Source organism: Halomonas sp. DP4Y7-1 (assembly GCF_019800705.1).
Classification (GTDB): Bacteria; Pseudomonadota; Gammaproteobacteria; order Pseudomonadales; family Halomonadaceae; genus Halomonas; species Halomonas litopenaei_A.
This window is the reverse complement of the sequence record NZ_JAHVKS010000006.1, coordinates 250,508-263,458: the sequence shown is the minus strand read 5'-3', so window position 1 is coordinate 263,458 and position 12,951 is coordinate 250,508. Positions and strand designations below refer to the sequence as shown.

Below are 12,951 nucleotides of genomic sequence, written 5' to 3'. Positions count from 1 at the left end.
GTCCATCGACCGGAGTGACTGGCATCGCCAGCTAAGGATGTGCATGAGCGAGTACGATCAGATTGCTCAATTGAGCAAGGGGCAACAGCTGCCGCTGCAGCGAGACGTGGACGTCATCTCGATCCCTTTCGGCAAGACCGTAACACTCAACGAAGACAGTGTTGTCTCGGTGATGCAGGCCAAGGGCAGCACGGTCAGTGTCGCCTATGAAGGGCGTCTGTATCTCATTGAAGGCGCCAATCTCGATGCGGTAGGGCTCGAATCGTTGCCGCGACCCACCCTGGATCCCGCAGCGGATGATGACGCCATCGAGGCCTTCGTGTGGGAGCAGCTGCGTACCTGCTTCGACCCTGAAATCCCGGTCAATATTGTGGATCTTGGGTTGGTCTATGGTTGCCGCATAGAGCGGTTGATCAGCGGTGAGAGGATAGTGACCATTCGCATGACACTGACCGCGCCCGGCTGTGGCATGGGTGACGTGATTGCTGCGGATGCGCGCAACAAGATTCTGGGGGCCCCTCAGATCTCGAAAGTGCATACCGAGATTGTGTTCGATCCCCCCTGGAGTCGTGAGATGATGACCGACGAAGCCAAGCTCGAACTTGGCATGTTCTGATCTTCGCCCCAGCGCTGGATCGGATCCGGGCTCCCGCTGTTACTTGGAACTGCCATGCGCGATTCGCTGCTGAGCATCTTTCGTCGTCTATTGCTGGTGCTTGGCAGCCTGGCACTGCTGCTGGCGCTGGCCTTCGTGGCGGCCAACGCCTGGATGGTCATGTCCACCCGCCAGCGGATTGCCCCCAGCCTGGCAGAGTGTCGACCCCATCAAGTCGGAATTGTCTTCGGCACGTCCCACTGGACCCGTAGCGGAGCGCGAAATCCTCATTTCGAGGGGCGGATGATTGCAGCGGCCCGGTTGATGAATGACGGGGTCTTGCGGCACCTGCTGGTATCCGGTGACAACTCGACGCGCTATTACAATGAGCCGGTGACGATGTGGCGAGACCTCAAGGAACGGGGTGTCCGTGAGGTGGACATGACGCTGGATTACGCTGGATTCAGCACCTTCGACACGCTGGCCCGAGCGCGTGACGTGTTCGAGGTCAAGCGCGCGCTGCTGATTACCCAGGACTGGCACCTGCCGCGAGCGCTGTTTATCGGCGATGCGCTGGGGCTTGAGGTGGCGGGGTGTCCCGCACCGGAGAGAGAAAATACCTGGTGGCTCATTCTCAGGGAGTGGGTGGCTCGGGTGGCAACCTTGGGTGACCTCTACCTGTGGGATCGGGAGCCTCGTTTTCTGGGCCCCCTGGAGCCGCTGAGTATCGTTCCCCCGGAAGCGTCACCCGATGCTCGAGATCTCCACGACATCATCGAGGATGCGCTGGAAGTCGGGATATCAGACGAGGAAGTGCCGGCACTGCTCAGCGAGCCGGCAGACACGTCTGGCGTCGATTCTCGCCGAACGTCTCCTGCTAGTTCCTACGCTGACGCTCATGTCGACCCTCTCGACCAGGCGGAGGAGTCAGCGCCATCTGGGCGCTAAGATACGCGCTGGTGCACGACGGGACATCCGCCGTGGGGGACAAGCGCTGAGCGATCAGCGCTTGTCCGGACGAGAGCCTGCGCGGTTGGGCTTGCGTCCAGTCTGACGGCGTGGGGTTGTCGACTTCTGCAGGTCGTAGAGCTCGCGAATCAGTGCGCGACAACCTTTCCAGATGCTGTCCAGCACCGGCTCGATGGGGGCCGGCAGGGGATGGGTGAACAGCGTCGACAGGGACTGCATGAGCACGCGCTCCTGCTCCAGCAGTTCGTTGATCAGGACCTGGGAATCGTTGCCGACAAAGCTCTTGAGGCGACTCCATAACCACATGTAGTCGTCGCGTTCCACGTCGGCATCGCGAGGCAGAAGATCCAGGTGTTCGCGGGCCAGGCTCTGTAGCTCGCGCATGGTCTTCTTACGCGTCTCGAAATGGGGCTCCAGCGCGTCGCGCAGCGACGGCCGCAGGCGCTCGAGGTTGTCCTGGAAATAGTCAATGCTGTCTGCCAGGGCTTCCAGCAGGCTGTCCATCGCCACTTGGCGATTATCGAGAAACATGCGCGTCACCTCCTCCGGTGACGCAAATTGTGGGGCTCTGACACGAGTTTTGCCACCCCTAATCTGTCAAATATTTATGATTCTTGCCGCGCTGCGCAATTGACTGCGACCTTCGTCTATCTTTGTAAGATATAGCGTCGACTATCTGCGGAAATGTCGCCTTTAAGGACGGCGAAGTCGCGCGAAATAGGTAGCCTGGGCGTCCTCACGTGATCAAGGCGATCATGCTTTCGGCTACCCGGGATCTGGGAAGCGGATAACACAAGGGCGACCGCTGATGCGGTCGCCCTTGTGGTGCCCGGCGTTCAGGTCGTCATCGGCGTGACGTCCTCAGCCTTTCGGTTTGGCGGGGGCCCGTGTCCTCGGTCGTGCGGTGGCGCTCTTCTCGAGGTGTTCAATGACCAGGCCGGCGATGTCCTTGCCGGTTGCCGTCTCGATGCCTTGCAGGCCCGGAGAGGAGTTCACCTCCATGACTACGGGACCGTGGTTGGACCGCAGCAGATCTACCCCAGCGACGCGCAGGCCCATGGACTTGGCAGCACGGATCGCGGTGGAACGCTCTTCCGGTGTGATGCGGATGACGCTGGCGCTGCCGCCACGGTGCAGGTTGGAACGGAACTCACCCTCGGCGGCCTGACGCTTCATGGCCGCGACCACCTTGTCGCCGATCACAAAGCAGCGGATGTCGGCGCCCCTGGCTTCCTTGATGTACTCCTGCACCATGATATTGGCCTTCATTCCCATGAAGGCCTGAATCACCGATTCAGCGGCCTGGTTGGTCTCCGCCAGGACCACACCAATTCCCTGGGTTCCTTCCAGCAGCTTGATGACCAGTGGAGCGCCCTTGACCATGGTGATCAGGTCGGGAATGTCGTCTGGCGAGTGGGCAAAGCCAGTCACCGGCAGGCCGATCCCCTTGCGTGACAACAGCTGCAACGAGCGTAGCTTGTCGCGTGAGCGCGTGATCCCGACGCTGTCGTTGAGAACGGTGACGTTCATCATCTCGAACTGTCGCAGGACCGCACATCCATAAAAGGTGACCGACGAGCCGATCCGGGGGATGACCGCGTCGAAGGGCTCCAGCTCTTCCCCCTTGTAATGAATGGAGGGGTGGTGCGAGGCGATGCTCATGTAGCAGCGCAGGGTATCCACGACGCGTGCTGTGTGGCCGCGCTGTTCGGCGGCTTCCACCAGACGACGGGTGGAGTAGAGATTGCGATTGCGGGACAGCAGTGCGATGTGCATATGCGAGTCTCCAGAGCTGGGGCGGTGGAACCGTCAGGGTTCGCCGTGAAGGAAAGTGGCACCCGGTGCCACCAGCAGGCGGCGCAGGGCACGGCGTCCCAGAAGCATGGGGTGGCGCATATTGCGCCTGTCGGTCAGCGACAGCTCGACGGGAAACTCCAGGTCCCCCATCTGCATGCGTGTGCGCACGAAGTAGCGCCACTCAGCGTGACCATTGGAGCTGGTGACCTTGCGCCTGTCATGCAAGTGCATGCGGTATTGATGCGCCGGGCTATCAGGCCCGCCAGCGCGACTGACGAAGCTGACCCACAGAATATCGTCTTCCTCGAAGGACTCGATGTCCTCGGCATGCAAGGCTGATGTGCGTGCGCCGGTATCCACCTTGGCACACAGATGCAGGTGCAGGTCCGGAAGGATCACCATCTCGCGACGACCGACAACCGCTTGTGCCTGAAAGGGCAGGTCCTTCATATCGTCTCCTTGTAGGGGTAACCCGAACACACCAGTGGGCAGCTCAATGACCCTGGCGTCCCTTGACGATTGCCAGGCGGCTGGCAGTCGCTGAGCCCTCAGGTGCCTGGCGCAGGGTCATCAGCACCGGCAGGCGTAGCCGCGGGATCTGTGCCAGGTCCCTGGCGAGTGCCATAAAGTCGGCATCCTCGTTGGCTGCCAGTCGCTCGAGAAAGCGGGGCAGGCGTTCGGCGTCCTCTAGATGTTGCCATCCGCGCGCGGCCATAGCCGCCAGCGCATCGGGACCGCAGGCATGGCGGTCGGCCAGTAGTTGATCGAACCAGTCGGCAGCAACCCGACGGGAACCTCCACCGACGGCCCTGATGCAGGCGCAGTAGGTCTCGATATCGCCGTCACGGGCAGCTTGCTCGCCCCGTTGCCGCAGGCTGTCTGCCACGGCCTCATCTATGGCGACATGTTCCAGACAGTAGCATAGCGATGTCAGTACTTCGCTGTGCAGCTGCGGGATTGCATAGCGCAGTTGACGCTCTGTGTCGGTGGACAGTCGCACCACGTAGTCGGCAAGGCCCTGCAGTCCCAGTGCCTGCCAGTCATGGCCGGCCTGTCCGGCGAAGAAGGCCTCGACGGGCTCGAGGTGTTCGCTGGCGGGGCGCTCGAGCTCGGCGCTGGCGCGCGCGTGCAACACCGCCTGGAAAGCCAGTGACGGCGTGAAGGCCAGCGGATTGTCCTTCATCAGGTTGTCAATCTCGTCCTCGGCCGATGCCTCTAGCTGCTCGGCGCTTCGCCCCAGGGTCGATAGCAGGCGCTCCAGAAAAGCATCCCGTTGAGCCGCATCCAACAAGCCTTGCTCATCCAGCGGAAGCGCGAGAAACCAGATCAGTGGGTCCTGCATGTCGCCAAGGCGGAAGACCATGGCCAGCCTGGCCTTGCCTTGCCAGGGCTCTGGCCAGGGCACATCGCCGGCCTCGAAGTCAGCCAGGGTGTCCAGTGAGCAAGGATGTACGCGACGCCCCATATGGTAAAGATGCACGTCGGCACCGGTGAGGCGGAAGAAGTCGTGAAGAGAGTGGATCGCTTGCATGGTCGCTCCGGAAGATCAGCGTGCACTCTATCGTGCAGCGGCAGGTCTGTCAGCCGTCTGACCGCTAAATTTACCGCTATGGAATACATGGTGGCACGATTCGCTGGCGATTTTTTGACCAGGTGCCGCTAAAGGCCGCCAGTAGCGCGCTGTGCCAGTCTGTTCAGCGGTTATCCACAGGGACATGCAGGGCTTCTGTGTATGAAAGCGGTCGCTGGTCCCTGTGGGTGTCATGCCTGTCGCTGTTGATAGTGATAAGGCTGCTCTTGCCGCCTAACCACTGCTGCCGGAGGCTCCATCAGGTGTCTCTTCACGTATAGCTCCTCCGCTGTGATGTCCCAGGTCGATGCTGTGGGCGGGACCGACCAGGCGATAGGCGTTGCCAGGAGGGCTGTTGTCTCCTGGTCATAGCCGCGAGCTATGGCAGCTAGGCAGCTTTTCCACTGCGCCTGCTATCTAAATGGAATATAATGGGGGTCGTTTATTCCAAATTATGCTGAGGCGAGGGTGGGCCGTTGGTTGAAATTGTTCAGGTTGCCTCCAACTGTCTCTCCCTTTGCCGTCCATTACTGTCTTGAAGGAGTCGTCCATGGTTCGCCAACTGGCCGCATCTCTCGCTATCGCTGGTGCTCTCGGTCTCGCCAGCAATGCCTACGCTGATCCGCTCAAGGTGGGCATGTCGGGTGGTTATTTCCCCTTCACCTTTGTCGAACAGGACACCTTGAAGGGATTCGAGGTCGACGTCATGGAGGCGGTGGCCGACGAAATGGGCGTTGAGGTTGAGTTCGTCACTGCCAATTTCTCAGGCCTCTTTGGCATGCTGGAGTCGGGCCGTATCGACACCATCGCCAACCAGATCACCATCACTGAGGAGCGCGAACAGAAGTATCTGTTTACGTCGCCCTATGTCTACGATGGCGCCCAGGTGGTCACCCGGGAAGGTAATGACGAGGTGACCGGTGTCGAGGACCTGGCAGGCAAGACGGTCGCCGTCAACCTGGGGTCCAATTACGAGCAGCTGTTGCGTGAGCTCCCTTTCGCTGACGAGGTGGACATTCGCACCTACGAAAGCAATATCGAGCAGGACACCGCGCTCGGGCGTGTCGATGCCTTTGTCATGGACCGCGTCAGTGCGACCCAGGTGATCAAGGAGAAACCGCTGCCGTTGGCCCTCGCCGGCAAGCCGTTTTCCGAGATTCGCAATGCGCTTCCCTTCCGCCAGGAAGACGAGGCACTGCGGGATCAGGTGGATCAGGCGCTTGAGACCCTGCGTGACAATGGCACCCTCGGCGAGATTTCACAGCGCTGGTTTGATGCCGACATCACCACGCCCTGAGTGAGGGTGGCCAGCACATGAAGCTCCTCGATCTCGATTACATGCTTGGGCTGGTGCCCATTCTGTTGAGCTATCTGCCGCTGACGCTAGGCATGGCATTGGCTGGAATGGTGCTGGCCCTGGCCCTTGCCAGTCTGCTGGCGGTGGTTCGGGTCCTCAAGATACCGGTGCTCAATGGATTGACGCTGTGGTTTATCTCGTTCTTTCGAGGTACGCCGCTGCTGGTGCAGCTTTTCCTGTTCTATTACGGGCTGCCCCAAGCGCTGTCCTTTCTGACCGCTATTGATGGCATTACCGCGACCATCATGGGGCTGACCCTGCATTTTTCCGCGTATATGGCAGAGTCCATACGTGCCGCCATTGTCGGCGTCGACCGCAGCCAGACCGAAGCCGCGCTGTCGATGGGCATGACCAATGGACAGCTGATGCGTCGGATCGTGTTGCCCCAGGCAACTCGCATCGCCGTGCCGACGTTGATGAACTATTTCATCGACATGATCAAGGCGACCTCGCTGGCGTTTACTCTCGGCGTTACCGAGCTGATGGGAGCCACCCAGAAAGAGGCGGCGGGCAGTTTTCTCTACTTCGAAGCCTTTATCACCGTCGCGCTGATTTATTGGGCCATTGTGGAGGCGCTGGCGTGGCTGCAGCGACGTCTCGAATACCGACTCAATGAGGCATATCGGCGATGATCAAGATAGAACAGCTAAGCAAGCGCTTCGGTGATACGCGAGTGCTTGATGGCATCGACCTGAACATCGAGCAGGGCGAGATTATCGTGGTCATCGGGCCGTCCGGTACCGGCAAGTCGACCTTGCTGCGATGCCTCAACTTTCTTGAGCGGCCTGATGGCGGACGCCTTACCCTGGGCTCGCTGAGCCTGGACCTGGCATCTGCCAGCAAGTCCTCCATCCTGGAAGTTCGCCGCAGGACTGCCTTCGTCTTTCAGAACTACGCGCTGTTCGCCAACAAGACTGCCCTGGAGAACATCGCGGAGGGCTTGATTGTCGTCAACCGCTGGCCCAAGGCCAAGGCCCACGCCCGTGCCCGCGAGATTCTCGAGCGCATCGGCATGGCGGACAAGGCGGATGCCTATCCGGCATCGCTTTCTGGAGGGCAGCAGCAGCGCGTGGGTATTGGTCGTGCCATGGCCGCCCAGGCAGAGGTCATTCTGTTCGATGAACCGACCTCGTCACTGGACCCTGAATGGGTAGATGAAGTGCTCGCACTGATGAAGCAGCTGGCCCAGGAGCGACAGACCATGCTGGTGGTGACCCACGAGATGGCATTCGCGAGGGACGTGGCCGATCGTGTGGTGTTCATGGAAGGTGGGCGCATTATCGAGCAGGGGCCACCCTCGGTGCTGTTTACATCGCCCCAGGATCCGCGGACCCGCGATTTTCTACGCAAGGTGCTGCCTGCGGATGACGCACTCTCGCCCGGCTAGGGCGGGCCGGTCCGTTGGCTTCAGAGCCCCAACCTTATTCATTTTTAACGACAGGGAGGCTGTATGCCGACCGAACCCACTGTACATGAGGATCTTGCCGCAGCCCTGAGGGAGCTTCAGGCCACCATGAAAGCCGCCAACATGTGGCGCATGGACAAGCCTGAGCCGGCGGCATTCAACAGTCAGCAGCCGTTTTGTATCGACACCATGTCACTGCCCCAATGGCTGCGCTTTGTGTTCATTGCACGCCTTGAGGTGCTGGTAGATCAACAGGCAGCGCTGCCCGCCAGCTGTGATGTCGCTCCTGCGGTAGATGCCTATCTGATTCAGGAAGGGGCCAGCGCTCAGGATCGCGTGTTGCTGCGCAAGGTGGTGGAAGACATTGACCGTTTGATCACCGACAACTGAAACCGCACCAGCCTCGGCAGAGCGAGTATCGCCGGTGCGCACCGTGATGCGGATACTGTTCTAGATAGTGTTCTAGATAGCGTTTTAGGTAGTGGTCTAGAGAGCGTCCAGTAGGTCAGCCGACGCTGTCATGAACACTCACGCGAAGATGATGAGGAGCGTAACGTGCCCTGGTACTTTGCCTACGGCAGTAACATGAACCTGGCACGGGTCGAGGCCCGTATCGGAGACACGCGACGCGTGTTGCCTGCGACCCTTGAGGGATACGCACTGCGTTTCAACAAGGCCTCGAAAGTACCGGGAATTGCCCACGCCAATGTGGTGCCCGCTGCTGGCGAGCGCGTTGAAGGGGCTCTGTTCGAGCTGATGGTGCCTGAGCAGATCGCGTCCATGGATCCCTTCGAAGGCTATCCCCATGAATACACGCGCCAGCGCTTGCCACTGCAGACCGCCGAGGGGGTCATCGATGCCTGGGTGTATATCGCCAGCGCCGAGCGCCAGGGGGAGGGGCTCAAGCCCGCCCGCGAGTACCTCGAGCACCTGCTGGCCGGTCGTGACTTCCTGAGCGAGGGCTACCACCAGGCGTTGGCAGCGGTGGAGGCCGTCGAGCACCTCGATGATGCCACCCTGGGGCGGTTGGGACTTTCTCGCCACCATCCCCGCTAGAGCCGCTGCCTCGCTCGAGCCTCACGCAGGCTCAGCCACTGGCATCGACAGCACAGCGCCCGCGCCTGCCTGGCAGGAGCGGGCGCTGCATGTATGCGGACGTGCTCTGGATCAGAAGCGGTAGCTGATGCCGGCCATGATCACGTAGGGGTCCACCTCGATTTCGCCGATGTCCTCGCCGTTGAGATCGACGTCGCTGTCGATATCCAGATACCACACTGCCATGTTGGCCGCCCAGTGATCGTCGATCAGCAGGTCCAGGCCCGCCTGGCCAGCCCAGCCCCAGGACTCTTCCAGGTCCAGGTCAGCACCCTGAAGGTCGATGTCTTCATCAGAGAAGTGGGTGTAGTTGACGCCGATGCCGGCATAGGGCTGGACACGGGAAGCGGTGCCACCGAAGGGATAGTATTGCACGGTCAGAGTCGGCGGCAGATGCTCGACGCTCGCGCCAATATCGTTGCCACCCACGTTCAGGTCCACGTCGTGTTCGAATGGCTCGGCGGCCAGCAGTTCGACGCCAAACTTGTCGTGGAAGCGGTAGCCGAGGGTGAAGGCAAAACCGTTGTCGTCATGGACATCGGTGTCCATGGTGCCGCCCATCAAGGACCCGTTGTCGGAGTCAGGCTTGACCTTGGCCACACCGACGCGGGTATAGAAGTCGCCCTTGCCATAGTCGGCAAGCGCTTGTGTGCTGATGAGGGCAGCGGAGCCAAGGGTGGCAATCAGTGCGGTAGTGACCAGGGGATGGCGCATGCAGTTCTCCTTGCGTACTGGCGAATGGGCGGACCCGATGTGAGCCAGTCTATGCTGTAGTGAGAATGCAGTTATTGACCTGCCTCAATACCTCTTTCGGTTCATGCCAATGGATTGGCCAACGAAAACGGCGCCTGGTAAGCCAGGCGCCGTGGTGTCAGCGATCTATGGAAATCAGACGCTGTCTTTCAATTACTTCTGGTTAGAAGCGGTAGGTGACGCCTGCACCGATGGTCATCGGATCGATTTCGGCTTCGCCGACGTCGCTGCCATTCACTTCGATATCGGAGTCGACGTCAGCGTAGCGTGCGTAGGTGCCCACCAGCAGGTTGTCAGTGACGCTCAGGTCAAGACCAACCTGTGCGGCTGCGCCATAGGAGCTATCCAATTCGGCGTTGAAGCTCTCGTCCGAGAAGTGGGTGTAGTTCATGCCCACGCCAACGTAGGGGTGAACACGGGCGTTTTCGACGCCACCCAGCGGGTAGTAGTTGAGCATCAGGTTGACCGGGGTGCGGTCCACGCTACCAATGTTGCCGCCGCCGACAGCAATATCATGCTCCATGGCTTCGGAGCCGTTCAGCTCGACGCCGAACTTGTCGTGGAACAGGTAACCTGCGCCATAGGCAAATCCATTCTCTTCGGAGACATCAATGTCCTGACCAGCGATGTCACCATTGTCTGAAGTGGGATCGGACTTCTCAAAGCCACCGCGCACATAGAAGTCACCAGCCTGGTAGGCCATGGCGGACTGCGCAGCAAAAGCAGTGGTGGCGAGAAGAGCAGCGGTTCCCATCAGTCGTGTCATTTTCATGGTGGACCTCCTTGATGATCCTATGGCTTCGAAAGGTGAAGCTATGTTGTACAGGGCACAGTTTACGAACAGTGTTTCTAAATGTCTTGTAGAAATAAATAATCGAGTCGATAGGGATAACTAGCGAAAAACTATGGAACTAACGAGCTGGTACCGTGTCACTGAATCAAATCTGTACAACTTTTTTGCACATTTGGGGTGTGTGACGGGCCAAACAGCGGAGTGCCACGAGACAAAAGCTGAGTCCACGGCGCAGGAGCGACGGCCCGAGGGGCAAACGCTAGAGGCCAGAAGTCCAGGTGCCAGAAGGCCAAGGACTGGAAGGCCAGGGGACAGCAGTGAGAAAGCCAACACGGGGCGGTCAATTGCCGTGGACGACGCCTCAGGCTAGCAGGGGACACCTGGGCAATGGCAACGGGTGGCCCACGCGAAACCTCGCTGAACGGACGGAAATCGTCTTCACTGTGAGGTAATCATCTACCAATGGCGGGGGCGGCATTGTGATCAGACGTAACCGAAGCCGGTTGCTGGGCGTCTCCAACGTGCCTTGGGGGATGGCAGCCTTGGCGCTGGGCGCCTCCGCCTTGTTGGCGGTGTGGCTGCTGCTGGAGCCCTGGCTGATCAGTGGTCTGACACTGCCTGCTCGTGTGTTGATGGTGGGGCTAGGGCTTTGGGTAGTCGGCGTCGGCTTGGCACTGCCATTGTGCTACCCGTTGGTCACAGCGCCCACTGTCGGCGCGTCTCGCATGCTCATGTGGCTGCGGAGAGCGAGCGCCGCGCCCTGGTACCCCTTGGCCCTGGCGACCTTCGTCACCTTGTTGTTGGCCCGCTCCATTGGCGTGATATAACGGCATCCGAGTGATGCAACGGCCGAGGCGCAGTGAGCAGTGACCAGTGACTAGTGACAGGCCAAATACCGCCCCATATGAGAAGGCCGTCCCATATGCAGAAGGCCGCCCATCTGGGCGGCCTTCTGCGTGACGGCTGTCATTCAGCGCTTATGCATCTTCCAGTGTATCGAACTCTTCGGTGATCTCGCGGCTAGGCTCCTGAGTGGCAAGACTGACCACCACGATGGCGATGTAGGCAAAGATCACGCCCGGTACGATTTCATACAGATCAAACAGGCCACCTGACAGTTCAGCCCAGGCCACGACGGTGACGCCGCCGACCACGATGCCGGCCAGGGCGCCCCACTGGTTCATGCGGCGCCAGTAAAGCGACATGATCAGGGCAGGACCGAAGGCGGCACCGAAACCTGCCCAGGCATAAGACACCAGACCCAGTACGGTGGAGTCAGGGTTCATGGCCAGCAGGTAGGCGACGATGGCGATACCCACGACAGCCAGGCGTCCCACCCAGACCAGCTCTGATTGGCTGGCATCGGGGCGGAACAGCGCCTTGTAGAAGTCGTCGGTCAGGGCAGAGGAGGACACCAGCAGCTGCGAATCCGCGGTGGACATCACCGCCGCCAGAATGGCTGCCAGCAGAACGCCTGCGACCAGAGGGTGGAAGATGGCGTTGACCATCACCATGAAGATGGTCTCACCGTCACCCAGGTCACGGGTCATGTAGACCAGGCCCAGTAGGCCCACGGCCATGGCGCAGACCAGGCACAGTCCTGACCAGGTCACGGCGATGCGGCGTGCAGTGGGAATGTCCGCCTCGGAGCGAATGGCGGCAAAGCGCGCCAGAATGTGGGGCTGACCGAAGTAGCCAAGGCCCCAGGCCAAGGAGCTGATGATGCCGATGGTACTGAGGGTTTCGCCGGTGGAAGCATCGACGAACCAGCTCAGCATGTCGGGGTTCTCTGCCAGGATCTGCTGGCCGCTGGCACCGAGCCCGCCCAGCTCAGTCAAGGCGATGACCGGAACGATCAGCAGCGCTGCGGCCATCATCAGGCCCTGGATAAGGTCCGTCCAGGATACCGCCAGGAAGCCACCAAAGAAGGTGTAGGAGATGATCGCGAGGGTGCCGACGGTGACCGCGATGGTGTAGTCGAAACCAAACACGGTCTCGAACAGCTTGCCGCCTGCCACCAGACCAGAACTGGTATAGAACAGGAAGAACAGCAGGATGAACACCGCCGAGATGACCCGCAGCAGAGGCGCCTTCTCGCGGAAGCGTTTGGCGAAGAAGTCCGGCAGGGTCAGCGCATCACTGGCCTTGAAGGTATAGATGCGCATGCGGCGTGCAACGATGAGCCAATTCAGCCAGGTGCCGATCAGCAGGCCGACGGCAATCCAGGATGCAGACAGTCCGCTGACGTAAGCGGCGCCGGGAAGACCCAGCAACAGCCAGCCCGACATGTCCGAGGCACCCGCCGAGATGGCCGATGTCCAGGGACCCAGGGAGCGGCCGCCAAGAATGTAGTCTGACAGGTTGGTGGTGCGCTTGTAGGCGATGATGCCGATGACCAGCATCAGTATCAGGTAGAGCGCGAACGTAATGCCAATCGTGGCGTTATTTTCGACCATGGGGTGCGTTCCTTGTGGTTTTTGTCGTGGGTGAATGGCGTTCTCTCGTCACCGTCTTTATAGCAAGACCGATGACCCCTTCAGTGGGCGCGGTGGTCGTTCGCGTCCCTGCGGTGTGGTGGCCTTCCCCGGGGTAACGGAGAAGACCACCGATGCCAGCG

Annotated in this window: 15 protein-coding genes; 8 read left to right on the top strand and 7 right to left on the bottom strand. The window is 60.4% G+C overall.

Going from position 1 to position 12,951, the window contains the following annotated elements:
* The first annotated feature begins 43 nt into the window (after positions 1–43).
* Positions 44–616: a putative Fe-S cluster assembly protein SufT gene (gene sufT, locus KUV72_RS13460; protein ID WP_206943576.1), complete on the top strand. Its 573-nt coding sequence runs from the start codon at positions 44–46 to the stop codon at positions 614–616.
* Positions 617–670: 54 nt separating this feature from the next.
* Positions 671–1,543 (top strand): vancomycin high temperature exclusion protein, encoded by an 873-nt coding sequence (locus KUV72_RS13455; protein WP_222238749.1) that lies wholly within the window; start codon positions 671–673, stop codon positions 1,541–1,543.
* A gap of 54 nt (positions 1,544–1,597) precedes the next feature.
* On the opposite strand, the gene KUV72_RS13450 is transcribed toward KUV72_RS13455, so the two are convergent.
* From KUV72_RS13450 to KUV72_RS13435, 4 genes are all read right to left on the bottom strand, one after another.
* Positions 1,598–2,095 (bottom strand): hypothetical protein, encoded by a 498-nt coding sequence (locus KUV72_RS13450; protein ID WP_222238748.1) that lies wholly within the window; start codon positions 2,093–2,095, stop codon positions 1,598–1,600.
* A gap of 330 nt (positions 2,096–2,425) precedes the next feature.
* Entirely contained in the window at positions 2,426–3,340 is a 915-nt protein-coding gene (rimK, locus tag KUV72_RS13445) for a 30S ribosomal protein S6--L-glutamate ligase (RefSeq protein WP_206943570.1), read from the bottom strand.
* Positions 3,341–3,373: 33 nt separating this feature from the next.
* Complete coding sequence (locus tag KUV72_RS13440; protein WP_206943569.1) at positions 3,374–3,811, bottom strand: ATP-dependent zinc protease; 438 nt, start codon at positions 3,809–3,811, stop codon at positions 3,374–3,376.
* A gap of 43 nt (positions 3,812–3,854) precedes the next feature.
* The gene (locus KUV72_RS13435) at positions 3,855–4,892 is read right to left on the bottom strand and encodes a DUF3549 family protein (RefSeq protein ID WP_222238747.1); all 1,038 of its coding nucleotides are present in this window, start codon (positions 4,890–4,892) and stop codon (positions 3,855–3,857) included.
* A 589-nt stretch (positions 4,893–5,481) separates the two neighbouring features.
* Between KUV72_RS13435 and KUV72_RS13430 the strand changes: the two genes are divergently transcribed.
* The 5 genes from KUV72_RS13430 to KUV72_RS13410 all read left to right on the top strand — a co-directional run bounded on the left by KUV72_RS13430 (position 5,482) and on the right by KUV72_RS13410 (position 8,749).
* Positions 5,482–6,228: an amino acid ABC transporter substrate-binding protein gene (locus KUV72_RS13430; protein ID WP_206943567.1), complete on the top strand. Its 747-nt coding sequence runs from the start codon at positions 5,482–5,484 to the stop codon at positions 6,226–6,228.
* Positions 6,229–6,245: 17 nt separating this feature from the next.
* Positions 6,246–6,920 (top strand): amino acid ABC transporter permease, encoded by a 675-nt coding sequence (locus KUV72_RS13425; protein WP_222238746.1) that lies wholly within the window; start codon positions 6,246–6,248, stop codon positions 6,918–6,920.
* A complete protein-coding gene (locus KUV72_RS13420; RefSeq protein WP_206943565.1) occupies positions 6,917–7,675 on the top strand; it encodes an amino acid ABC transporter ATP-binding protein in 759 nt (252 codons plus the stop codon). Before KUV72_RS13425 ends, KUV72_RS13420 begins: the two co-directional genes overlap by 4 nt.
* A 63-nt stretch (positions 7,676–7,738) precedes the next feature.
* Positions 7,739–8,083 (top strand): YqcC family protein, encoded by a 345-nt coding sequence (locus tag KUV72_RS13415; protein ID WP_222238745.1) that lies wholly within the window; start codon positions 7,739–7,741, stop codon positions 8,081–8,083.
* Between the two features lie 165 nt (positions 8,084–8,248).
* Positions 8,249–8,749 carry a gamma-glutamylcyclotransferase family protein gene (locus KUV72_RS13410; RefSeq protein ID WP_222238744.1) on the top strand — a complete coding sequence of 167 codons (501 nt, stop codon included), beginning with the start codon at positions 8,249–8,251 and terminating at the stop codon, positions 8,747–8,749.
* Between the two features lie 111 nt (positions 8,750–8,860).
* On the opposite strand, the gene KUV72_RS13405 is transcribed toward KUV72_RS13410, so the two are convergent.
* Positions 8,861–9,502 (bottom strand): OmpW/AlkL family protein, encoded by a 642-nt coding sequence (locus tag KUV72_RS13405; RefSeq protein WP_222238743.1) that lies wholly within the window; start codon positions 9,500–9,502, stop codon positions 8,861–8,863.
* 202 nt (positions 9,503–9,704) lie between these two features.
* Positions 9,705–10,313, bottom strand: coding sequence for an OmpW/AlkL family protein (locus KUV72_RS13400; RefSeq protein ID WP_222238742.1), 609 nt, complete (start codon positions 10,311–10,313; stop codon positions 9,705–9,707).
* A gap of 554 nt (positions 10,314–10,867) precedes the next feature.
* On the opposite strand from KUV72_RS13400, the gene KUV72_RS13395 reads away from it, so the two are divergent.
* Positions 10,868–11,161 (top strand): hypothetical protein, encoded by a 294-nt coding sequence (locus KUV72_RS13395; protein ID WP_222238741.1) that lies wholly within the window; start codon positions 10,868–10,870, stop codon positions 11,159–11,161.
* A gap of 150 nt (positions 11,162–11,311) precedes the next feature.
* On the opposite strand, the gene putP is transcribed toward KUV72_RS13395, so the two are convergent.
* The gene (gene putP / locus KUV72_RS13390) at positions 11,312–12,790 is read right to left on the bottom strand and encodes a sodium/proline symporter PutP (RefSeq protein ID WP_222238740.1); all 1,479 of its coding nucleotides are present in this window, start codon (positions 12,788–12,790) and stop codon (positions 11,312–11,314) included.
* Positions 12,791–12,951: the final 161 nt, after the last annotated feature.